We start from the raw sequence: 21081 nt of genomic DNA on the forward strand, positions 1-21081 counted from the left end.
TTACCCCGCCCGGCCCAGCCGGCCAGCGCCGACCGTTCCTCATCGGACAACACCACTGGCTCAAGCTTCGGGCTCGGCATCCCCACACCCTACCGAGTAACAACAAACTAATGACTCAGGACACTAGAGACGGAGGGTTTCGCGCGGGAGTATCCTCCGGCCCGCGGGGTCCAGGGGGCGGCGGAGCCCCCCTGGCGAGCGCTTGCTCAACCTGTCCGGTCAGCGACCGCGTCTGACCACACATGAGTTCGTGTCCACGGCGCCTGTGGTGTCGGCTGTACCGTCGCGTTAGGCTAGCGCTCGATCACCTGAACACCTGGAAGTACACATGCCTCGCCGATCGCCGGGCGAGATCAGGGCACAACTGCCCTATCGGATACATCGTGGCTCACGAACTGTGATTTCTGGGCTGTCCGCCTCCACCAACCGTCAGATTCATGCGTTCGAGCGCAGGAACGGCCTGCTTCCTGGAGCGGTCGCTCATGCCCTCCGCGCATGGACCGGGTGTACACGGAGACCACAAGGGGATATGACTTCCTCTCTCGGCTACGGCACAACTGGCTGGCGGGACTCGCATTGCCGCACTCTGCTTGAAGCTGCCGTCCGGAGTATGCGAAAGAAGGCTCGGCGTGAACTATCCACGCTTGTCGAGCCTCTCGACGCTCGTCACATGGCACGAACGGTGAACGATCCCTTCGCTCGCGCCGACGTCCCCTGGTGGTGTCGTCGCATTAGGATCTAGGCGCTCTGTCGCGTTGAACTGATCATGGATAAGCAGCCCCCTCCAAGGCGGCCGGGCGGCCGGGGCGGGACGGCCCGGAGAGGCCGCATGCCCGGCCCGGACCGACCGGCGGCGGCCGCGGAGCGGGCGCCCTTGAAACCGTAATGAAAGTTCTCATCCTGCCCCGGCGACCTGGGTGTCCGGTCTCGGGACCTGCGTGACAGATCGGTATCAGGACCTGCGTGACACTCCGCCTGGCATTGGTGGCGATGAGGGTGATGGAACAGCGGTGTCGAGCCCTCCGGGACGTGCTTGCCCGCCTCAAGCCTCGCGGACGTCGGTGAAGCGGTCAGGTAGATCAGTAGCCCGCCTGGCCGCCGGCGGCGAGGCGTGCTGCTGCCTCGGCGGGTGTGTCGTCGTAGCCGGGCCGGGCCAGGAGTACCGATTGGAAGAAGTAACCCTGTTCCTCGTCCGGGTCATCATCTGAGGCGAACGGCCGCCACAGGGCGAGGTGCAACTCCCGCGCGGTGAAGCCGTCGTCGTCCTCATTCGGTCTGAGGTCCACATGGCGACGTAGGCGTTCCACGACTTCAAGCGCGGGCAGGCCGAAAAGGTCTACGTCCCGGTATCGCACGACGTCCCGCTCGGCCGGACGCCACACCTCGATCCCATTGATCCGATCCCTTGCCGGACCGGCACCGAAGCCCAGACTGAACCCAAGCCCGCTCGGCAGGTGCAGGGCAACCTCGCCGTAGGCGGTCGAACTCAGCGGACCGAGCGTCCCGAGCGCGGCACGGGCCTCGTCGATCGTCATCCCGAGCCGCAGCGGGCCGACCCCGTGCGCCGGATCCAACACGAACTCCATCTGCTGATGATCGCAGCCCTCTCGTCGGCGCAGGAACTGGGCGCGAAGATCGTCTAGCCAGACGTGTCATGCACGTCCCGAGATCGATCTGTCACGGACGTCCTGAGACCCGACACCCCGGCAATCTGGGCTCGTTGTCAGGTCTGGCCTGGGCGGTCTCTCACGTTGAGGAGGGCTCGCATTGTCTCGGCTGGGGTGACGCAGCGAAAGCCGGTGTCGTCGTCGAGCATGTCGGCTGATGCGTCGTTGAATGTTGACGGTGTGCAGCGCAGGAACGGGCTCGTGAACGCGCTCCCTTTCAGTTCGTAGCGTCCGGGCTTTGGACTCGGTCGAGCACCACTCCCAGGTGTTGCCGCACATGTCGTAGACGCCATACGGGCTCACGCCGCTGGCGTAGCAGTCAACGGGCGTCGTGCTCCGCTTCCCGCCCTCGCGGCTGTTGACCTTGGCGGGAGTGCGCTGACTGCCCCAGGGGTAGATGTCGCCTCGCGTTCCTCGGCGGCCTTCTCCCACTGCTGAGCGCTGGGCAGGCTCTTGGCGGACCACTCGGCGTAAGCGGTCGCGTCATGCCACGTGGTGAAGACGACCGGGTGGTCTGAGAGCCCCTCCGGGACCTCCCCGTTCTCCCAGTGCTGCGGCGGCTTGGAGTCGGTCGCCGCAACGAACCGTGCGTAGTCGGCATTCGTGGTCGGGAACACATCGATGTAGAACGCCGGGAGGAACGCCGGTTCGTTGTTCACGCCGGCGAAGTAGACGCCTGACGGCACGAGGGTCATCAGCTTGCCGTCGATGGGGTGCCTGACCTGGTCTTCGTCTCCGACAGGTAGGGACGGCTCTTGCTCGGGGCCCGTGGGCTGCTCAGAGGGAGGTCACGCCCGGATCTTGTGCGTGGGCGGCCCGTGTCGTCAAGCCGATCATCTCGGCGAAGCGGGTCTGAACCTCGGTGCTGGCCGCTGCTAGAACGGTGTCCAGGGCCTGCTGGTTGGCCGGGCGCGGAACCATCTTCTCCCCGCCCTTCTCCCACTTGACGATCATGCGTTCACTCACGCCCAGTTCGGCGGCGAAGTCGACCCGACTTGCTCGCTTTGCCTCGCGTAGCGCGCGGGATTCCAGACCTGTCCAGCGTTGGACTGTGGGGGGCATCTCGTGGTCTCCGGAGCGAGCGGTTCAGACGGCTTCGGCGGGGATCTCTTCGTATTCCTGGCGGAGGGTCTTGAGAACGGGATGGTCTCCGGGGAACTCGACATCGTTGATTGTTGTGATCGCCCGTACGCCAATCGCTGTGTTGGTCGCGAACGCCGCTTCCATACGTGGGAGATCGGCGATGTTCACTGGGCCCAGCGAGGCGGCGTCGTGTACTTGCTGCAAGAGACGCATGGTCACGCCGGGCAGAACCTCGGCGTTAGGCCAGATGACTTGCTGGCCATCGAAGAAGCCGACGTTCCACGTGGCCCCCTCGGAGATGTACGCCTCCCGGTCGACGAACACGCAATCGTCGAATCCGGCGAGCTGGGCGTTACGGCGGTGCCAGAGCGCACCGAGCAGACCCACGTGCTTCGTCTCCGGCAGCTCCCGCGTGTACTGGGCCGTTTGCACCCGCATGGGGGCCATCGGCCAGGTACCCGCCGACCTCGTGGTGACGAGCACCTTCGGCTCGGCCGGGGCTCCGGGCCTGCCCAGCTCCAGATCAGGGTCGAAGACGGTCACCCGGACAACGAACTGACCTTCCCGTCCGGCGGTGGCCTGCCGCACATATCCGCGAACCTGCTCGCGGTCCAGCTCCCCGCCAAAGAGAATCTGGCAATCGCGGACAAGGCGCTCGATATGGTGCGAAAACCCTCTGATGCGCTGGTTCTCCATACGCATGGACGTGAAGTGCCCGTAGTTGACAAGCGCTAGGGCCTTCAGTTCATCCGGGCCCACGGGTGCGCCGTTGAGTTCCGCCATGCGCCCAGTGTGGCAGTACGTATGGGCTGATCACAGACCCGAGTGCAGTGCAAGTTCAGTGCTGAGGAGGTGGCGGGACATGGGAAAGCCCTTGATCAGCGAGCACGCTGGGTGCCATGAGCGGTCGTGGAGGTGCGGGAAGCAAGGTTGTGCGGTTGGACATACCGCGTACACGGGGAAACGCCACAAAAAGGGCGGTCAGGCTGACCGAGGAAGAGCGTCAAGTGCTCCTCAATGAACTGGCTGAAGTAACGGCGCAGCTTAACGAGATCCAGTCCCGCTCGATGGAGATCGCGCCCCGTGTCCTCCACACCGCGTCCACCGAACGCGCTCGGACGGCATAGGCCCAGAGGGCGCGGTCAAGCGCTCCTCGCATCCCCTGGAGTGATCAATGACGAGAGGGACTTACCTCCGCTCTAGCGCGGCTGGCTGGAGAAGCGGGGCCCTGGCTCTGGTTGCGACGCTGGAGGCGCGTGGCCTAGAGGCGACAGCTTGGGGCATGGAGCCGTCCGTGTGCGGAATCCGCCATTGAAGCATCAGAAGATGACCGGCGCGACGAGGTGCTCAGTGCCAACCTGCAGCAAGAGGTGGCGTGCCGTCACTACGATGACAATTCGCTGTGGTGGTTCTGGGTCTGGTCAGGGCCGACCCGTGGGACTCCGCCGGAACTAGAGCCGCTATGCCCGCTCGGCGAGACCGAGACAGCCTCTCGGCGCATCGCGCATGTGCTGGCGGTCCCGTTCACCAGCTCGCCCATCCCATCGCCGGCGGACGGGGAAACGTGATGGGTGCTCGCGGCGAGCAGATTCAGCCCGGAATTCTCGTGTGGTACGGCCACGCCACGGGTTCATGGTGGGCCCTTGTGCCGCTGCCCAGGAGGGGCCGGGGGCCGGTTCGCAAGCGGCTCGTAGAGGCGATCAGTCGCGGGGAGTTGGGCGACGCAATCGCTCACCCAGAGGGCTGGCCGTGGCCGCGCAGCTATGAAAGTCGTTCCGGCCAGTCGTTGCCGTGAGGGTCCGCGCCCTCACTGCCCCGTTCCTGCCGTCTTCTGGACGGAGGGGCGGGGTTCGTCGTTGCACAGATGCTGTCTTGGTGGCAGTACGGCGGGTATCGCTGTCACTGCACGGTTCATAGATCCCTCGTCTTCTCCTCGATCTCGTCCAGCCGGGCGCTCGGCGTCCCGAACCTGCACTTCCATGACCTCCGGCACACCGGGAACACGCTCGCCGCTGACATGGGCGTCTCGCTGCGGAACCTGATGGCGCGGATGGGGCACGACAACGAGCGGGCCGCGCTGCGGTACCAACACCAGTCGAGCAACGCTGACCGGACCATCGCGAATGGGCTCGATGCCCTCGTGCGGGCTGAGCGGCAGGACGACCAGGACGAGGGAGATGACGGGGCGGCCGGGGTGCTGGTGCCGGTGGCCTAATTGCCCGCTAATTGCCCGTGGGGCTTCCAAGCCCTGAACGATCAAGGCCCAGCGTCGGGGACGGCATCCCAGACCTGGGCCTTCGTGGTGGAGCGGGTGACGGGAATCGAACCCGCGCTATCAGCTTGGGAAGCTGAAGTTCTGCCATTGAACTACACCCGCGTGGTGGTGACTGGTGGGTACCACGCCTCGGACATCGTACCGGAAGGTGCGAGGTCGGCGGGACGGGTTCGGAGCCGGTAGCTTTTCTGACGTGCTGCTCTCCGATCGTGACATCAGGTTCGAGCTCGAGTCCGGGCGGGTGAAGATCGACCCCTACGACCCGGGCATGGTTCAGCCGTCCAGTGTGGACGTGCGACTGGACCGATACTTCCGTGTGTTCGAGAACCACCTGTATCCGCACATCGATCCTGCGGTCGAGCAGCCTGGGCTGACGCGGGTGGTGGAGGTCGAGGGGGACGAGGCGTTCGTGCTTCATCCCGGGGAGTTCGTGCTGGCCTCGACGTACGAGGTGTTCGGGCTGCCCGAGGATCTGGCGGCGCGGCTCGAGGGGAAGAGCTCGCTGGGTCGGCTGGGGCTGCTGACGCATTCGACGGCGGGGTGGATCGATCCCGGGTTCAGCGGGCACGTGACGCTGGAGCTGTCGAACGTGGCGACGCTGCCGATCATGCTGTGGCCGGGGATGAAGATCGGGCAGATGTGCCTCTTCAGGACCAGTTCGCCGGCGGAGTATCCGTACGGGTCGGAGAAGTACGGGTCGCGGTACCAGGATCAGCGGGGGCCCACGCCGTCGCGGTCGTATCTGAACTTCCACCGCACCCGATTCTGATCCGGGCAGTGTGACGCAAATCACCAAAAGATGAAACATCCTCCGAGTGCAGGTAGTTTCATTCGACGCGTGGTGTTGACGTCCGGTTGACCTTCTCTTTGTGTGCTGCACATCCCTTCCGGGCGCCCGCCCCACAGGCAGGACGTTCAACAAGACGTTTCCGCTTGATAGCGGGAACCCGGAAGGAGAACGTGTCCATACTCCGCGCGGAAAGCGTTACCAAATTGTTCGGCCGCAAGGCCGCGGAGGCACAGCGAAGAATCGGCGCCGGTGCGGCGCCGAAGGAGATCCGCGACCTGGGCGTGACCGCGGCCGTGGTGGACGCCACGTTCGAGGTCGAGCAGGGCGAGATCTTCGTGGTCATGGGGCTGTCGGGATCGGGCAAGTCGACGCTGATCCGGATGCTGAACGGGCTGCTGGAGCCGACGTCGGGCGTCATCGAGATCGACGGCCGGGACATCGCCAAGCTGTCGGGGAAGCCGCTGCGATCGCTGCGGCAGGACAAGGTCAGCATGGTGTTCCAGCACTTTGCCCTGTTCCCCCATCGGTCGGTTCTCGAGAACGCCGCGTACGGACTCGAGGTCCGCGGGTTCTCCAAAGAGGAACGTGCCAAGAAGGCCCAGGAGTTCCTGGTCCTGGTCGGTCTCGACGGCTGGGAGGACAAGCTTCCCGGACAGTTGTCGGGCGGTATGCGGCAGCGGGTCGGGCTTGCCCGGGCGCTGTGCGCCGGTACCGACATCATCTTGATGGACGAGGCGTTCAGTGCTCTGGACCCCCTCATTCGCCGGGAGATGCAGGATCTGCTGCTGGATCTGCAGGCCCGGCTCGACAAGACGATCGTGTTCATCACGCACGACCTGAACGAGGCCATGCGGATCGGCGACCGGATCGCCGTGATGCGGGAGGGCCGGATCGTCCAGATCGGTACGGCCGAGGAGATCCTGACCGATCCCGCCAATGACTACGTCGCCCAGTTCGTGGCGGACGTGGACCGGACGCGGGTGCTGACGGCCGGGTCCGTGATGGAGAAGCCACTGGTCACGGTGCCCGCGAACACGGGCCCCCGGACGGCGTTGCGGACGATGCGCGAGCACCAGACCTCGGCCGCCTTCGTGGTGAGCCGGGACCGCAAGCTGATCGGGAAAGTGACCGGCACGGCGGTGGCCGACGCCGTCCAGGACGGGGTGCAGACCCTGGGCGAGCTGATCGATCCCGAGACGCTCGAGCCGGTGGCGCCGGACACTCCGGTGGCCGATCTGTTCGCCCGGTGCGCGGAGAGTGATCTCCCGGTACCGGTGACCGACGAGGACGGCGTGCTGCTCGGTGTGATCCCGCGGGTGACGCTGCTGGCCGCGCTGGGTGCGATCAACACTCATGTGACCGACGTGATCACCGAGACGGACATCGTCGAGGACGACGCGCGCAAGGAGGGCAGTGCCGTTGAGGCTTGAGATCGAACTGCCCCGCGTTCCCGTCGGCGACTGGTTCGACGGCCTCGTCACGTGGCTGACCGAGAACCTGGGCTTCGTCTTCGATGCCATCGGCACCGGGGTCGAAGGGACGGTCGAGGGACTGACCAGCGTTCTGATGGCGCCGCCCCCGCTGCTGATGACGGGGATCTGCGCGCTGATCGCGCTGTTCCTGAGCGGCTGGAAGCTGGGCCTGTTCACGCTGGTCGGCTTCGTGCTGATCGACAGCATGGAGCTGTGGGAACCGTCGATGGACTCGCTGGCGCTGGTGATCGTCGCCGCGGTGGTGGCGGTGGTGATCGCGATCCCGCTGGGCATCGCGGGAGCCCGCAACGAGATGGTGAGCCGGATCCTGCGCCCGGTGCTGGACCTGATGCAGACGATGCCGGCGTTCGTCTATCTGATCCCGGCGATCTTCTTCTTCAGCATCGGGGTGGTGCCCGGCGTGGTGGCCACCGTGATCTTCGCGCTGCCACCGGGGGTGCGGCTCACCGAGCTGGGCATCCGCGGGGTGGACCCGGAGATGGTGGAGGCCGGCGAGGCCTTCGGTACGCCGCCGGGACGGATCCTGACCCGGATCCAGATCCCGCTGGCGATGCCGTCGATCATGGCCGGGATCAACCAGCTGATCATGCTATCGCTGTCGATGGTGGTCATCGCCGGAATGGTCGGCGCGGGCGGTCTCGGTGGCGAGGTCCTGGAAGGGATCAACCGGGTCGACATCTCCCAGGGGTTCGAGGGCGGCCTCGCCGTGGTGGTGCTGGCCATCTTCCTGGACCGGCTCACCAGCGCGCTGGGCGACCGTACGGCCGTGTCCCGCGCCATGGCCCAGATGGCTTGACGATCTAGAGAGAGGAACGTTCCGAGCATGCGTTTCAAGTTGATGGGTGTGGCCGCCACGGCCGTCGCGCTGTCGCTGGGCCTGTCCGCCTGTGGCGGCGGCGACGCCGACACCGGCACGGCCGACAAGAGCATCACCATCGGCTCGGTGGCCGGCTGGGCCGAGGGTGAGGCCGCCACCGCGCTGTGGGAGAAGATGCTGGAGGACAAGGGCTACACGGTCGACGTGAAGACCCTCGACGCCGGCCCGCTGTACGCGGGTATGGCGAAGGGCGACATCGACCTGTACCTGGACGCCTGGCTGCCCGGTACCCACAAGGACTACTGGCAGCAGTACGGCGACAAGCTCGAGAAGATCAGCATCTGGTACGACAGCGCCCCGCTGACCATCGCGGTGCCGGACTACTCGCCGCTGAAGTCGCTCGAGGACCTCAAGGGCAAGGGCTCCACGTACGGCGGCAAGATCATCGGCATCGAGAAGAGCTCCGGGCTCTACCGGGTGTCCAAGGAGGACATGCTGCCGGCGTACGGGCTGGAGGACGAGTACGAGGTGACCACCTCGTCGACGCCCGCCATGCTCACCGAGCTGAAGAAGGCCACCGACGCCAAGAAGGACATCGTCGTCACCCTGTGGCGCCCGCACTGGGCGTACTCGAAGTTCCCGATCCGCGACCTGACCGACCCGAAGGGCGCGATGGGCAAGCCCGACGCGATGAACATCGTCGGGCACAAGGGCTTCAGCAAGGAGCAGGCGGAGGTCGCCGGCTGGCTGAAGAAGTTCAAGATGGATGACAAGCAGCTCGGCACCCTTGAGGACTTGATGGAGAACAAGCACAAGGGCAAGCCCGAAGCGGCCGTCACCGAGTGGATGCAGGCGAACCCCGACTTCGCCAAGGGCATCACCGGCTGACACGCCGTTCGTTGAAAGGGCCGTCCGATCCGTTCGGGCGGCCCTTTCACGCTGCCGGGCCCTCAGTTTGCTGAGCCACTCACCCAGCCAGGCCACTCACTCAGCCAAGCCGCTCATCCTGCCAGCCGACTCACTCTGTCGGTCCTCTCACTCGGCAAGGCCCACGATGAACAGCACGGCCAGGACGCCGGCGCCGGTGGAGCAGAGCGTGAGGGTACGGGGGTGCCGGCTGTGCGCCTCGGGCAGGATCTCCGCGGCCGCCAGGTAGAGCAGCACGCCCGCGAAGAAGCCGAGGTACGGGCCGAGGACGGCTTCCGGAACGGTCACCAGCAGGGTCGTCAGGGCACCGACGATCGGCGCGAGGCTGTCGGCGATCAGCAGCAGGACGGCGGGACGGCGGTCCGCACGGTGCAGTGACGCGGCCGTGAACGTGTTGAAGCCGTCGGCGAAGTCGTGCGCGATCACCGCCAGCGCCACGAAGATCCCGGTGTCGGTCCCGGACTGGAAGCCCAGGCCGATGCTGAGCCCGTCCACATAGCTGTGGGCGACGAGCGCGCAGGCCGCCAGGATCCCCGCCCGGCCCGCGCCGGGGGCGTGGGCGTGCGGGTGATCATGCGGCGCGTACTCCGACTCGTGCGCCTGGTGGATCGCCGCGGCCTGCTCGATCACGTGCAGCAGCAGGAAGCCGACGGCGAAGCCGATCATGGGCGCCGGCACGCCCAGGACGCTCGCGTGCGACGCCTCCAGGGACTCCGGTACGAGATCGAACGCGACCACGCCGAGGATCAGCCCGCCCGCCAGCCCCAGCACCAGGTGCCGGCGGTCCCGTACCCGCATCGCGACCAGGCCCCCGGTCAGGGTCATCAGGAACGCCACCACGGACAGGACCAACGCCATGCACTGGTCCTATCAGGCCTCCGGGCGTACGTGACGTTCGCGCGCCAGAGCGTGAAGATCCCTTGACCGGGGGACGCCGCCGGGGCCCGCCGGCCTTGAGGCCTGCGGCCCTACTGCATCGATCCGAGGTCGAGCACGGTGTTGGCGGGCGGCGCCTCGACGGCGACGGGTTCGCCGTACGAGACGAAGTCGAGGCTGCCCTGCGGGCCGGCGTCGATCTGCAACAGGTAGGGCTGCCCCTGGGTCGCCACGTGGACCTGCTCCCCGTCCGGGCCGGACAGCGTCACGGTGGGCTTGCCCGCGACCGTCCCGGCCTTGCCCTTGTCCCAGTCGCTCCCCTTGGCCGACAGCAACTCGCCGAGGAGCCCCGACAGGTTGGAGAAGGAGGCGATCTCGGCGAAGTCCGGGTCCTTCGACGTCGTCTTCACGTACTTGCCCGACATCAGCGTCACCGCGTTCTTGTCACCGATGCTGCGCAGGAACGCGTCATTGCCCTTGAAGTACACCGTCGAGCCGATCCGGGTGAGCTTGATGTGCTGGTTCCCCATCTGGACCGTACCGGCCGCCTTCTTGCGTCCCGCGAACCGGAAGTCGAGCCCCAGGTCGTCGCCGCCCTCCTTGAACCTGCCCGTCAGCCGTACGGACGGCGCCCCCGCCGTCGCCTTGCGCGCCCGGGACATGATCTCGGCCGCGGCGAGCTCGTCCACCCCGTTGGACGCCACCGACGGCGTCGCCGAAGCGGCGGCCTTCTTCCCCTGATCCGCGCCCGCGTCGCCCGTGCCCGTCCCGCACCCCGCGATGAACGTCAGCGCGAGCGCGGCCGGCACCACCAGCGCCAGTTTGTTGGTACGCATCCCAGACCCCCTGTCTCAGTACCCGTCTGTCCACAGGCAGCGTGATGGGTGCTGATGCGAAAGCTCTGTCGTTATGCTGCGGTCACTGCGCTCAAGCTGCCGGGGCACTGCGCTCTCGCGGCCACAGGGGTGAGTGGAGGTGGTGACCCGTGCCGGACGACACTTCCTCACTGCGCTTCGAGATCCTGGGACGGCTGCGGGCCTGGCGCGGCGATCACGAGCTCGAGCTGGGCCCGGGCAAGCAGCGGGCGGTCCTGGCCGTCCTGCTGCTGAACGCCGGCCGGCCGGTGACCTCGACGGCGATCGTGGACGCGGTGTGGGGTGACGAGCCGCCCGACAACGGGGCCAACGTCGTCCAGAAGTACGTGGCCGGATTGCGCCGCGTGCTGGAGCCCGACCGCTCGCCCCGCGCCCCTTCGCGGCTGCTCGCGCTGACCGGCGCCGGCTACGTCCTGCACGTTCCGCCGGACGGCCTGGACGCCGAGGTCTTCCAGAACCGGGTACGGCACGCCCTGGCCGTCCGTTCGGGAGGCGGCGCGGCGGAGGCCGCCGCGAGGTTACGCGAGGCGCTGGCCATGTGGCGTGAGGAGGCGCTGGCGGGGCTCAGCGGCCCGGTGTTCGACGCGGCCAGGCGGCGGCTCGTCGAAGAGCGCGTGGCGGCCCTTGAGGCTTGCGCGGAGACCGAACTGGAGTTCGGGCAGCACGTGCGGCTCGTCCCGGAGCTGTTCCGGCTGGTCGCCGACTTCCCGCTCCGCGAGGGGCCGCGCTACCTGCTGATCCTGGCGCTCTACCGGTGCGGCAGGCAGGCCGAGGCGCTGGCCGCCTACCGGGACGCCCGCGCGTTCCTGGCCGAGGAGTTCGGCGTCGAGCCCGGCGAACGGCTCCAGAGCCTCCACATGGGCATCCTGCGCTCCGATCCGGCGCTGCTCGCCTGGGTGTCGGCGGACGACGACGGCACGGGCGGGGGTGCGGGCGTCGGCGTAGCCGCGGCCTTGCCTCCCGTGACGGCATCGCCGCAGCTCACCCGGCCTGTCGCCGCGCCCGTCCCGATGCTGGCGCCGTTGCACGGCTCCGTTCCGTACGGGACGATCCCGCGGGCGCTCCGGCTCCCCCTGGCGGTACGGATCATCGCGATCCTGACCCCGATCATCACGTGCGGAAGCCTGACCTGGGCACTGATCGCCGTGTTCGCCGGCCTGCGCCGCAGCCGCGCGCTCGCGCTGGCGTCGCTCGGCTACTTCCTGCTGTCGCTCGTCGAGTGGATCGCGCTGTTCCGGCTCGACCCCGAGCTGGCCGGTCCCTGGGACGTCCCGGCGACGGTCGCGGCCCTGATCACGCTGTTCGGAGGCAGCGTGCACGCCACGCTGCTGACGGCCGAGCCCTGGCCGCGGCACGGCGCCATGGCCGAGCCGGAACCCGCCGTGGTGGTCCTGATCGAACGCAGGACCCGCCGCGAGCAGGCGCGCGTCCTGCTGCTGCACCATCCGGCCATGGCCGCCGAGTTGCGCGTCGGCCGCCCCGACCTGCCCCGGACGTTCGACGACGGGGGCCTGATCGATGTCAACGCCGTACCCGAGCAGGTCCTCGCCGGGCTGCCCGGCCTCGATCCGTACTCCGCGAGGCTGATCGTGACCGTACGGCAGGCCCAGGGCCCGTACGCGTCCATCGACGACCTCGTCGGCCGGGGGATCGTCCCGGCGTACGTGATCTGGGCCCTGCACGAGATCCTCGTCGCCGTTCCACAGCCTGTGGACACTGTGGACACGCCCCACTGACAGCATGGAGAACCCCTGGCGCCACGTACGCGCGCCAGGGGCTCTCCGTGCTGCTCAGCCGCTCAGGGGCTGACCCGGTCGTTCAGGGTGAACGTCCTACTCGGCGGCCACCGGCTCCTTCTGGGGAGCGGCGCCTTCGCCCTTGATCGAACGGATCAGAAGCTGGGAGACGTCGACGACCTCCAGCGACTCCTTGGCCTCGCCCGAGTTCTTCTTCTCGTTGATCGCGTCGCCCAGCATGACCAGGCAGAACGGGCAGGCGGTGGAGACGGTGTCGGGATCGGTCGTCAGCGCCTCGTCCACCCGCTCGGTGTTGATCCGCTTGCCGATGCGCTCTTCCATCCACATCCGCGCGCCGCCGGCGCCGCAGCAGAAGCCGCGGTCCTTGTGCCGGTGCATCTCCTGCGTCTTGACGCCGGGCACCTTGGCCATGATGTCGCGCGGCTGCTTGTAGACCTTGTTGTGCCGGCCCAGGAAGCAGGGGTCGTGGTAGGTGATCTTCTCTTCGATCGGGGTGACCGGAGTGAGCTTGCCCTCCTCGACCAGGTGCGCGAGCAGCTGGGTGTGGTGGACGACCTCGTAGGTCCCGCCGATCTGCGGGTACTCGTTCGCCAGGGTGTTGAAGCAGTGCGGGCAGGTCGCCACGATCTTCTTCACGCCCGCGTCGTTCAGCGTCTCGACGTTCTGCTGGCCGAGCATCTGGAAGACGAACTCCATGCCCAGCCGGCGGGCCGGGTCACCGGTGCAGGCTTCCATCCCGCCGAGCACGGCGAACTTGACGCCCGCGATGTGCAGCAGCTCGGCGACGGCCTTGGTGGTCTTCTTGGCCCGGTCCTCCAGCGCGCCGGCGCAGCCGACCCAGAACAGGTACTCGGTGTCCTCGGGCATCTTGTCGTCGACCACAGTGACCTCGAAGTCCAGCTCCTGGGTCCAGTCCAGGCGCTTGGACTCCGACATCCCCCACGGGTTGCCCTTGTTCTCCAGGTTCTTCAGCATGACGCCGGCCTCGGACGGGAACGAGGACTCGATCATCACCTGGAAGCGGCGCATGTCCAGGATGTGGTCGATGTGCTCGATGTCCACCGGGCACTGCTCGACGCACGCACCGCAGTTGGTACACGACCACAGCACGTCGGGGTGGATGACCCCGTTCTCGCCGACCAGCTCCTTGTCCACCTGCATCTCGAGCTTCTGCTCGTCGGTGAACTTCTCGCGCTCTTCCTCGGAGGCCAGCATGTACGGCGCCTTGGCGAACGCGTGGTCGCGCAGCTCCAGCACCAGCATCTTCGGCGACAGCGGCTTGCCGGTGTTCCAGGCGGGGCACTGCGACTGGCAACGCCCGCACTCGGTGCAGGTGGCCATGTCGAGGAAGCCCTTCCAGGTGAAGTCCTCGATCTTGCCGCGGCCGAAGGTGTCCTCGTCGGGGTCGGCCTCCTCGAAGTCGAGGGGCTTGCCCTTGCTCATCATCGGCTGGGCCGCGCCCAGGCCGTCCGGGCGGCGCTTGAACATCACGTTCAGCGGCGCGATGAAGATGTGCAGGTGCTTGGAGTTCACGACGATGACCAGGAAGATCAGCGCGACCCCGATGTGCGCGAGCAGGAACCCGGCCTCCAGCGCGACCATCAGCCCCGTCTCCGGGGCGCCGATGTTCTTCAGCAGCTGGCCGGTGCCGTACGAGGCGTAGGCCGCCTTGCCGTACGCGAAGTTCTCGTTGGCGACCTCGAAGCCGCGGAACACGAACATCGTCCAGATCACGTGGAAGATCATGAACAGGATCAGCCACGCGCCGCCGTTGTGCGAGCCCTTGAACCGCGACTGCCGGTCCAGCCTCTTCGGCGAGTTCTTGATCCGGATGACCGCGAACACCAGCAGACCGGCCGCACAGGCCAGCGCGATGGTGTCCTGGACGAACCCGATCGGACCCCAGGTCTGCAGGAACGGGATGTGCGCGTGCAGCCCGAACAGCAACTGCACGGCCGCCTCGCCGTACACGGTGATCAGCAGGATGAACGCCCACATCACCGCGAAGTGCGCGGCGCCGGACACGGTCCACTTGAGCAGCTTGCGCTGCCCCATGACCTCGACGACCTGTCCCTCGATGTCGGCCTTGGGGTCACGCTTGACCTGAAGGACCCGTTCGGGATCCGGCTGGCCTATCTTGAACAGGTCCGCGAGGAACTTCACCCGCCGGCCGGCCAGCGCTAGCGCCACGGCCGCTCCGACGAGCCCAACGATCAACGTAACCGTGTACTGCAAGGTTCCGTCCTCCTGAGGTACGGGCGTCGGGTGTCAGCGTAGGGCTCGCGACCGAGCGCGTTTCATCCGGGTCCCGAATACTACTCGGTAGTAGCTTATCTGCCGTCCACGGTCCAGTGGGGTCCGGGATCATCGGCCTGAGATCGCTATTTATACGCCTGCCCGCACGATGAGAAAACATCCGGTCACTCACTGGGACACGAAACAACGAACACGGCGGGTCGCCGGTGCCGGCCCACACACCGGAATCGCCGACGGAACCTCTGCCGCCTGCCGCCTGCCGCCTGCCGCCTGCCGCCTGCCGCGACCGTACGGCAGCGCCCCATCACCACAGCGGTCCGGCGATCACTGCTCCCGGGCGCGCCCGCGCGACTGCATGCTCGTCCCGCCGGGACGGCACCGCAGTGATCGTCGGACCGCTGTGCCACGCGACCAGGCGCCTTCAGTCCACCGTCGGGCAGGAGCGACACGATGTGGTCATCGAGAAGAAACGCAAGCTTCGCGGCCGGGCTCCATCCCTCGCTCCACCACGTGTTCATCGACGGACGCTCGCGTAGCAGCGCGCACCCTGGCACGCGGCCGAGTGGCGGCATCTTCCCTATGGCTTTCCTAGATTGAAAGACTCCATGCGACCGGGAGCGCCTCCGGGCGCCGGATCGGCGTATCCCTGTTCCAGGATATCTCGTCCGCGGCAAGCCGCAGGCCCGGCATTTCCTGCGTCAGTTTCTCCAACGCCACATTGAGTTCCAGGCGTGCCAGGTGGGCGCCCAAGCAGAAGTGGACTCCTGACCCGAACGCCAGATGCGGGTTGGGCGTGCGTGCGAGGTCAATGCTGTGGGGATCGTCGAAAACGGCCGCGTCCCGGTTGGCGGCGTCATGTGCGACCAGGACGAGATCTTGTGCTTTCACCAGGACGCCGGCGAGTTCGACATCGCGTGCGGCGCGGCGGGGCTGTCCCGTCTCCATCCAACTGTTGGGGATGACCCGCAGCAATTCCTCAACGGCTGTGGGGATGAGGCCAGGGCTGGCGCAAAGCCGTTGGTAGAGGGTGGAGCCATCGGTGTCGTGAGTGGTCAGAAGTTTGTACACGCTGGCACCGATTGCGGCGGCCGTGGTCTCCCAACCGGCGATGACCAGGCTGGCGATCAGCAGCGCGGCCTCCTGCTTGTCGATGCCGTGGTGTTCGGCGTTGGCGACGGCGGCGGACACCACGTCCTGGCCGGGGTCACCGGAACGCTCGTCCATGAGGCGGGCGGCGTACCCGGCCATCTCGGCCATGGCGGTGGCGTTCTGGGCCGCACGGTCGGGACCGGTGGACAGCAGCATGTCGCCCCAGGCCCCGAATTGCTCGCGGCCCTCCTCAGGAGCGCCGAGGAGTTCGGCGATGGCATGGAGCGAGAGCGGCCAGGCGAGCAGGTCGACGAGATCGCCGGGTTCACCGGCCGCGATGAGCGCCTGGAGCCGGCGGTCGGCGAGAGCCTCGATCGCAGGCCGGAACCGGTCGATGCGGGGGCGCGTGAATTCACGATTGACCAGGCTTCGGAGCTTCTTGTGGTGGGGTCCGTCCTGAACGAGGATGAGCGGCGCCAGCCGGAGGAAAGGCAGAACGCCGTCGGCCGTTCCGCGCAGGAATGTGGAGTCGTCGCGATATACGCGCTGCGCGGTCTCGTGGTCACGCACCCACCATGCCCACGTGTCTTCCTGTCCGGCGGGGAGCATGACCTTGACAACCGGCCGACCGTCATATCCAGGATCCGCGGGCCTGGTCGGATCGGGTCCAGGGGCGAGTGGAAATGCCGGGCAACCGGAGGGGGGAATTTCAGACAGAGCCACGTCATCCTCATCGCGTATCAACGGATTCCCTCCGCTGCGTTCCTAGATCACCAGAGAGGGGATGGGCCTGTCAACCACCGCCAGGTGCGAAGTGCAGACCTTCGATTCACCCGTGGACAGAACGAGGGTAAGGCGCTATCGCTACACCCGGCGGCCGTCGAAACAGCCTCCCATCCCTCCTTTTTCGGGTGTCCGAATGGACACATGCGGACCGTAAATGAGACGGCGGAACTCCCGGACGATGGGGATATTGCGAGCTGGCAGCAGAAAACGCGTTCGGCGAGTCGCCGGTGCCAGGAGGTGGCACCGGCGACCCGCCAAGGCCTACTTACGGGAGGGCCGGGGGGGTCGGGGCCTGGTTCGTCCAGCCCGCGCCCAGGTAGAGCGTCTTCCGCTCCTTGCCCTTGCCGGTCTTGCCCGCCTTGCTGGCGACGCGTTCCGCCAGGACCTGCGAGGTGGCCGGGTCGATGATCAGGCGCGTCGCGGTCGACCCCGACGCGTGCGGGGCCACGATCGAGAACGCGACGCCCGTCCGGCCCCGCCCGTCCGTGGCCTTGCCCTCGGAACGGACGATCGGCATCCCCGCCAGCGCCCGGAACGCCGCGGCCCGTACCTGGGGCGACACCGGGGCGTTGGTGAGCAGGCTGACCAGCTTGCCGGCCGCGAACGCCTCCCGGACCTGCGCGTTCCCGGCCTCCAGCGACGCGCCGGAGCCGTCCGAGAGCGCGTGCTCGTCCGCCAGTGCGCGCAGCTTGTCCGGATCGGTGGGCAGGTTCCGCAGGTCCTCGAACGAGGGCTTGGAGCCCGCGATCGGAACGTGCAGGCCCGGCTTCCCGGCTATTTTCACCAGGTTTCCCTGACCCGGCTTGGTCTGGACGTACAGCTGCCGCTTGTCCACGGTGTCGCCGACCCCGAGACTCCACCGGGCCGGGGAACCGTCAAGCCGCCACGCCTTCTCGTCCGCCGGCGTCATCGGCTTGGCCCCCGCCGTGCGGTAGCCGGTCCAGCTCATCCCGTTCTTGGCGAGCCACGTCTCGCTGATGCGCGCGTCCTCGACCGTGTAGGGCCGCGCCTTCGGACCGACCTTCACCGGGATCAGGTGCACCAGCTTGACCCGCCAGAACTTCCCCGTGGCCGGGGCCTGCTCCGCCTTCACGGCGGCGGCGAGCAGGACCGTACGGGCGTCCAGGGCCTCCGGGGGCTGCTCGGGCCCTGTGGGGACGCCGCCCTGGCCGCTCGTCATCGTGGTGACGACCAGCGTCGCGGCGGCGGCCACTCCGACCAGCCCGAGCCCGCCCCAGACCGGCCGTACGCGACGCCTCGTACGCGCACGCGCGTCGACGCCGCCGGGTCCTCGCATGGCGCGGGCCAGCTCCGCGCCCCGCACGCCCGGGTCGACCGGTGCGTCCGGGTCCAGTTCGTGGGGACGGGCCTCCGCCAGCGTCCGCAGTACGTCTCGGCTCATGACATCTCCCTACTGACGATCCCGGCGCGGGAAGGAGCGGGCACTGCGGCTTCGTACGGCGTGCCCTCGACGGCTTGCATGAGCCGCTTGCGTGCCCGGTGCAGCCGTACGCGCAGCGTCGCGGCCGTACAGCCGACGACGCGGGCGGCCTCGCGGGGTGACAGGCCCTGCCAGGCGACCAGGATCAGGATCTCCCGGTCGCCTTCCGTGAGCGCGGCCATGGCGCGCAGCACGGCGAGCCGCTCGGCCACCCCTTCGGCGAAGTCGCGCTCCGCCGAGCGTTCCAGGCCGCTTTCCCAGCCGCGCAGTTCGGCCGTGAACGCGGCGCGGCGCGCCTCCTCGCGGTAGCGGTCGCGCATCACGTTGCGGGCGACGCCGATCAGCCAGGGCAGCGCCGGCTCGGGCATCTCCCCCAGCCGGCGCCACGCCACCGTGAACGTCTCGCTCACCACTTCGTCCGCGGCCTGCCGCCCCACGCGGCTGACCGCGTACGCCCACACGCGCTGCCGGCACGCGTCGTAGACCGCGGTGAAGCGTCCGGCGTCCCCGGACTCCCCGGGCTCTCCGACCTCATCGGTCATCGCCCGCCACCTCCGTCCGTCCCTCGCCTTGGTGTGTTGACACCAGGAAGTGGAACGAGAAGGCCGATCGTTACCGAGAACCTTGGGTGACTTCTAGAGCTTCGCTGATTTCTAGAGGTCCGTCGCTTCCAGAACTCCGCGTGACCTCTAGAGCTTCGGTGGCTTCTATGCCTGGACGCGTTCGAAGACGGCCGCGAGCCCCTGGCCGCCCCCGATGCACATGGTCTCCAGGCCGTACCGGACCTCGCGGCGCTCCATCTCGCGCGCCAGCGTCGCCAGGATGCGCGCACCCGTCGCGCCTACGGGATGCCCCAGCGAGATACCGGAACCGTTCACGTTGACCCGGTCGAAGTCGTTCTCCTTGAGGCCCCACTCGCGCGTGACGGCGAGCACCTGCGCGGCGAACGCCTCGTTCAGCTCGATGAGGTCGATGTCGGCCAGGGTGAGCCCGGCCCTCTCCAGGGCCTTGGCGGTCGCGGGCACCGGCCCGATCCCCATCGTGCGGGGCGGCACGCCCGCCTGCGCCCAGGAGACCAGCCGTACGAGCGGGCGCAGGCCCAGCTCGGCGGCGCGCTCGGGCGTGGTGACGATGCACACGGCGGCCGCGTCGTTCTGCCCGCTGGCGTTGCCGGCCGTCACGGTGGCCTTGTCGTCGTTCTTGCCGAGTACCGGACGCAGCTTGCCCAGGCTCTCCACGGTCGTCCCGGGACGCGGGTGCTCATCGGTGTCGACCACGGTGTCGCCCTTACGGGACCGTACGGTCACGGGCACGATCTCTTCAGCGAAGCGTCCGCTGCTCTGGGCGGCCACGGCCCGTTCGTGCGACATGACGGCGAGCCGGTCCTGCTCCTCGCGCGTGATGTCGTACTCGCGGCGCAGGTTCTCGGCGGTCTCCAGCATCCCCCCGGGAACGGGGTGGTTCGCGCCGCCCGCGGTGACCCGGCCCTTGGCGAGGGCGTCGTGCAGCTCAAGGCCCGTACCGCGGATCCCCCAGCGTGCCTCGGTCGTATAGAACGGCGCGTTGCTCATGCTCTCGGCGCCACCGGCGATCACCAGGTCGCTCGCGCCGGTCTGGACCTGCATGGCGGCGTTCAGAACGGCCTGCAGGCCCGAGCCGCAGCGCCGGTCGAGCTGGCTGCCGCCGACCTCGATCGGGAGCCCGGCGTCCAGCGCGGCCACCCGCCCGATGGCGGGGGCGTCGGAGTTGGGGTTGCACTGGCCGAGGATCACCTCGTCGACGGCTTCGCCCGGCAGCCCGGTGCGTTCCAGCAGGGCCCGGATCACGGTGGCCGCCAGATCCACCGGCTGCACCGTCTTGAACACCCCGCCGAACCGGCCGATCGGGGTCCGTACCGGCTCGCAGATCACCGCTTCGCGCATCATTCGCTCCTCAGCCTTGGCCACCTCCCGAGGATAGGCGCCCGGGTCCGATCTCCACTCAGACCGGATCACGCATGCAGTAAGAGGCGGCTCTACTTAATGTCGGGTGTGGGCAGGACCTCCTCGGCCACCGCGAGCACCGAACGCAGCGCCGCCGAGGGGTTGTCGGTACGCCAGGCCAGGGCCATCTCGAGCACGCTCGGCTCGCCCGCCAGGGGCCGGTAGACCATGCCCGGGATGCGGATGTGCTGGACCGACGACACCGTCAGCGTGACCCCGACCCCGGCGCCGACCAGCGCCATGATCGTGTACGAGTCGGGCGCCTCCTGGACGATCCGCGGCTGGAACCCGGCGGCCACGCACGCGTGGACGAGCGCGTCCCGTACCGCCGAGCCCCGCGTACCGGGAAACGTCACGAACGACTCCCCGGCCAGATCGGGCAGCCGGATCTCGTGATGGCGCGCCAGCGGATGCTCGGCGGGCAGCGCGGCGACCAGGAACTCGCGTTCGATCAGCCGCACCTCGACGCCCTCACGGTGCACCGGAAGCCGGACGAAGCCCAGGTCATCCGCGCCGTCGGCGACCTTCGCCAGCGCCTCGCCCGAGTACGTCTGGCCGCGCAGCACCAGCTCGATGCCGGGATGCCGGGCCCGTACGGCCTTGGTCAGCACCGGCAGGGTCTCGTGGCTGCTGGCCCCCGCGAACCCGATGCTCACCCGGCCGACCTCGCCCCGCCCGCCGGCCTGCGCGGCCCGCCGCGCGACGTCCAGGTCGGCCAGCACCTTCCGGGCCGGATCCAGGAACGCCTGCCCGGCCGACGTCAGCCGTACGGAGCGCGTGCTGCGCTCGAAGAGCTGGACGTCCAGTTCCTTCTCCAGCTGGCGGATCTGCTGGCTGAGCGGCGGCTGGGCGATGTGCAGCCGCGCGGCGGCCCGGCCGAAATGCAACTCCTCGGCCACGGCCACGAACCCGGCCAGATGACGGAACTCCATACCCTTGATTATGACGCGATACGTATGAATGAACG

General features: G+C 68.1%; 17 protein-coding genes, 1 tRNA gene and 1 pseudogene. 6 read left to right on the forward strand and 13 right to left on the reverse strand.

Features of this window, described 5'->3' with window-relative positions:
- Positions 1-1079: 1079 nt before the first annotated feature.
- The 4 genes and pseudogenes from ACH34Q_RS43955 to ACH34Q_RS43970 form a co-directional block, all read right to left on the reverse strand.
- The gene (locus ACH34Q_RS43955; protein WP_395989191.1) at positions 1080-1574 is read right to left on the reverse strand and encodes a hypothetical protein; all 495 of its coding nucleotides are present in this window, start codon (positions 1572-1574) and stop codon (positions 1080-1082) included.
- Positions 1575-1652: 78 nt separating this feature from the next.
- A pseudogene (locus ACH34Q_RS43960) lies at positions 1653-2362 on the reverse strand (formylglycine-generating enzyme family protein).
- A gap of 82 nt (positions 2363-2444) precedes the next feature.
- Positions 2445-2621 carry a hypothetical protein gene (locus ACH34Q_RS43965; protein WP_395989192.1) on the reverse strand — a complete coding sequence of 59 codons (177 nt, stop codon included), beginning with the start codon at positions 2619-2621 and terminating at the stop codon, positions 2445-2447.
- A 132-nt stretch (positions 2622-2753) separates the two neighbouring features.
- Positions 2754-3533 carry an aminotransferase class IV family protein gene (locus ACH34Q_RS43970; RefSeq protein ID WP_395989193.1) on the reverse strand — a complete coding sequence of 260 codons (780 nt, stop codon included), beginning with the start codon at positions 3531-3533 and terminating at the stop codon, positions 2754-2756.
- Between the two features lie 1081 nt (positions 3534-4614).
- Between ACH34Q_RS43970 and ACH34Q_RS43975 the strand changes: the two genes are divergently transcribed.
- Positions 4615-4965, forward strand: coding sequence for a tyrosine-type recombinase/integrase (locus tag ACH34Q_RS43975; RefSeq protein WP_395989194.1), 351 nt, complete (start codon positions 4615-4617; stop codon positions 4963-4965).
- Positions 4966-5053: 88 nt separating this feature from the next.
- On the opposite strand, the gene ACH34Q_RS43980 is transcribed toward ACH34Q_RS43975, so the two are convergent.
- Positions 5054-5127: transfer RNA gene (locus ACH34Q_RS43980), tRNA-Gly, on the reverse strand.
- 91 nt (positions 5128-5218) lie between these two features.
- Between ACH34Q_RS43980 and dcd the strand changes: the two genes are divergently transcribed.
- The 4 genes from dcd to ACH34Q_RS44000 all read left to right on the forward strand — a co-directional run bounded on the left by dcd (position 5219) and on the right by ACH34Q_RS44000 (position 9013).
- Positions 5219-5794 (forward strand): dCTP deaminase, encoded by a 576-nt coding sequence (gene dcd, locus ACH34Q_RS43985; RefSeq protein WP_395989195.1) that lies wholly within the window; start codon positions 5219-5221, stop codon positions 5792-5794.
- Positions 5795-5985: 191 nt separating this feature from the next.
- A complete protein-coding gene (locus tag ACH34Q_RS43990) occupies positions 5986-7245 on the forward strand; it encodes a glycine betaine/L-proline ABC transporter ATP-binding protein (protein ID WP_395989196.1) in 1260 nt (419 codons plus the stop codon).
- Positions 7235-8104: an ABC transporter permease gene (locus ACH34Q_RS43995; protein WP_395989197.1), complete on the forward strand. Its 870-nt coding sequence runs from the start codon at positions 7235-7237 to the stop codon at positions 8102-8104. Before ACH34Q_RS43990 ends, ACH34Q_RS43995 begins: the two co-directional genes overlap by 11 nt.
- Before the next feature lie 27 nt (positions 8105-8131).
- Positions 8132-9013, forward strand: a complete 882-nt coding sequence (locus tag ACH34Q_RS44000; RefSeq protein WP_395989198.1) for a glycine betaine ABC transporter substrate-binding protein — start codon at positions 8132-8134, stop codon at positions 9011-9013.
- 147 nt (positions 9014-9160) lie between these two features.
- On the opposite strand, the gene ACH34Q_RS44005 is transcribed toward ACH34Q_RS44000, so the two are convergent.
- Together ACH34Q_RS44005 and ACH34Q_RS44010 are read right to left on the reverse strand one after the other, a co-directional pair.
- A complete protein-coding gene (locus ACH34Q_RS44005; protein WP_395989199.1) occupies positions 9161-9910 on the reverse strand; it encodes a ZIP family metal transporter in 750 nt (249 codons plus the stop codon).
- Positions 9911-10020: 110 nt separating this feature from the next.
- A complete protein-coding gene (locus ACH34Q_RS44010; RefSeq protein ID WP_395989200.1) occupies positions 10021-10764 on the reverse strand; it encodes a hypothetical protein in 744 nt (247 codons plus the stop codon).
- 149 nt (positions 10765-10913) lie between these two features.
- On the opposite strand from ACH34Q_RS44010, the gene ACH34Q_RS44015 reads away from it, so the two are divergent.
- A complete protein-coding gene (locus tag ACH34Q_RS44015) occupies positions 10914-12539 on the forward strand; it encodes a BTAD domain-containing putative transcriptional regulator (RefSeq protein WP_395989201.1) in 1626 nt (541 codons plus the stop codon).
- A 96-nt stretch (positions 12540-12635) separates the two neighbouring features.
- On the opposite strand, the gene ACH34Q_RS44020 is transcribed toward ACH34Q_RS44015, so the two are convergent.
- The 6 genes from ACH34Q_RS44020 to ACH34Q_RS44045 all read right to left on the reverse strand — a co-directional run bounded on the left by ACH34Q_RS44020 (position 12636) and on the right by ACH34Q_RS44045 (position 21046).
- Entirely contained in the window at positions 12636-14777 is a 2142-nt protein-coding gene (locus ACH34Q_RS44020) for a (Fe-S)-binding protein (protein ID WP_395989250.1), read from the reverse strand.
- A 627-nt stretch (positions 14778-15404) separates the two neighbouring features.
- Positions 15405-16514 carry a cytochrome P450 gene (locus tag ACH34Q_RS44025; protein ID WP_395989202.1) on the reverse strand — a complete coding sequence of 370 codons (1110 nt, stop codon included), beginning with the start codon at positions 16512-16514 and terminating at the stop codon, positions 15405-15407.
- Positions 16515-16956: 442 nt separating this feature from the next.
- A complete protein-coding gene (locus ACH34Q_RS44030) occupies positions 16957-18093 on the reverse strand; it encodes a CU044_5270 family protein (RefSeq protein WP_395989203.1) in 1137 nt (378 codons plus the stop codon).
- Positions 18090-18674, reverse strand: a complete 585-nt coding sequence (locus ACH34Q_RS44035; RefSeq protein ID WP_395989204.1) for an RNA polymerase sigma factor — start codon at positions 18672-18674, stop codon at positions 18090-18092. The genes ACH34Q_RS44030 and ACH34Q_RS44035 overlap by 4 nt, the downstream gene beginning before the upstream one ends.
- A gap of 165 nt (positions 18675-18839) precedes the next feature.
- Positions 18840-20054 carry an acetyl-CoA C-acetyltransferase gene (locus ACH34Q_RS44040; protein WP_395989251.1) on the reverse strand — a complete coding sequence of 405 codons (1215 nt, stop codon included), beginning with the start codon at positions 20052-20054 and terminating at the stop codon, positions 18840-18842.
- A gap of 92 nt (positions 20055-20146) precedes the next feature.
- On the reverse strand, positions 20147-21046 hold the full coding sequence (locus ACH34Q_RS44045) for a LysR family transcriptional regulator (protein ID WP_395989205.1): 900 nt from the start codon (positions 21044-21046) through the stop codon (positions 20147-20149).
- Positions 21047-21081: the final 35 nt, after the last annotated feature.

Source organism: Actinomadura sp. 9N407 (assembly GCF_044326315.1).
GTDB lineage: Bacteria > Actinomycetota > Actinomycetes > Streptosporangiales > Streptosporangiaceae > Spirillospora.

Excerpts from the sequence above, each read along its gene's own strand:
- ACH34Q_RS43965 (WP_395989192.1), bottom strand. The coding sequence starts at position 2,621 with ATGATCGTCAAGTGGGAGAAGGGCGGGGAGAAGATGGTTCCGCGCCCG.
- ACH34Q_RS43970 (WP_395989193.1), bottom strand. The coding sequence starts at position 3,533 with ATGGCGGAACTCAACGGCGCACCCGTGGGCCCGGATGAACTGAAGGCC.
- ACH34Q_RS43975 (WP_395989194.1), top strand. The coding sequence starts at position 4,615 with ATGCTGTCTTGGTGGCAGTACGGCGGGTATCGCTGTCACTGCACGGTT.
- ACH34Q_RS44000 (WP_395989198.1), top strand. The coding sequence starts at position 8,132 with ATGCGTTTCAAGTTGATGGGTGTGGCCGCCACGGCCGTCGCGCTGTCG.
- ACH34Q_RS44005 (WP_395989199.1), bottom strand. The coding sequence starts at position 9,910 with ATGGCGTTGGTCCTGTCCGTGGTGGCGTTCCTGATGACCCTGACCGGG.
- ACH34Q_RS44010 (WP_395989200.1), bottom strand. The coding sequence starts at position 10,764 with ATGCGTACCAACAAACTGGCGCTGGTGGTGCCGGCCGCGCTCGCGCTG.
- ACH34Q_RS44025 (WP_395989202.1), bottom strand. The coding sequence starts at position 16,514 with ATGCTCCCCGCCGGACAGGAAGACACGTGGGCATGGTGGGTGCGTGAC.
- ACH34Q_RS44030 (WP_395989203.1), bottom strand. The coding sequence starts at position 18,093 with ATGAGCCGAGACGTACTGCGGACGCTGGCGGAGGCCCGTCCCCACGAA.
- ACH34Q_RS44035 (WP_395989204.1), bottom strand. The coding sequence starts at position 18,674 with ATGACCGATGAGGTCGGAGAGCCCGGGGAGTCCGGGGACGCCGGACGC.
- ACH34Q_RS44040 (WP_395989251.1), bottom strand. The coding sequence starts at position 20,054 with ATGCGCGAAGCGGTGATCTGCGAGCCGGTACGGACCCCGATCGGCCGG.
- ACH34Q_RS44045 (WP_395989205.1), bottom strand. The coding sequence starts at position 21,046 with ATGGAGTTCCGTCATCTGGCCGGGTTCGTGGCCGTGGCCGAGGAGTTG.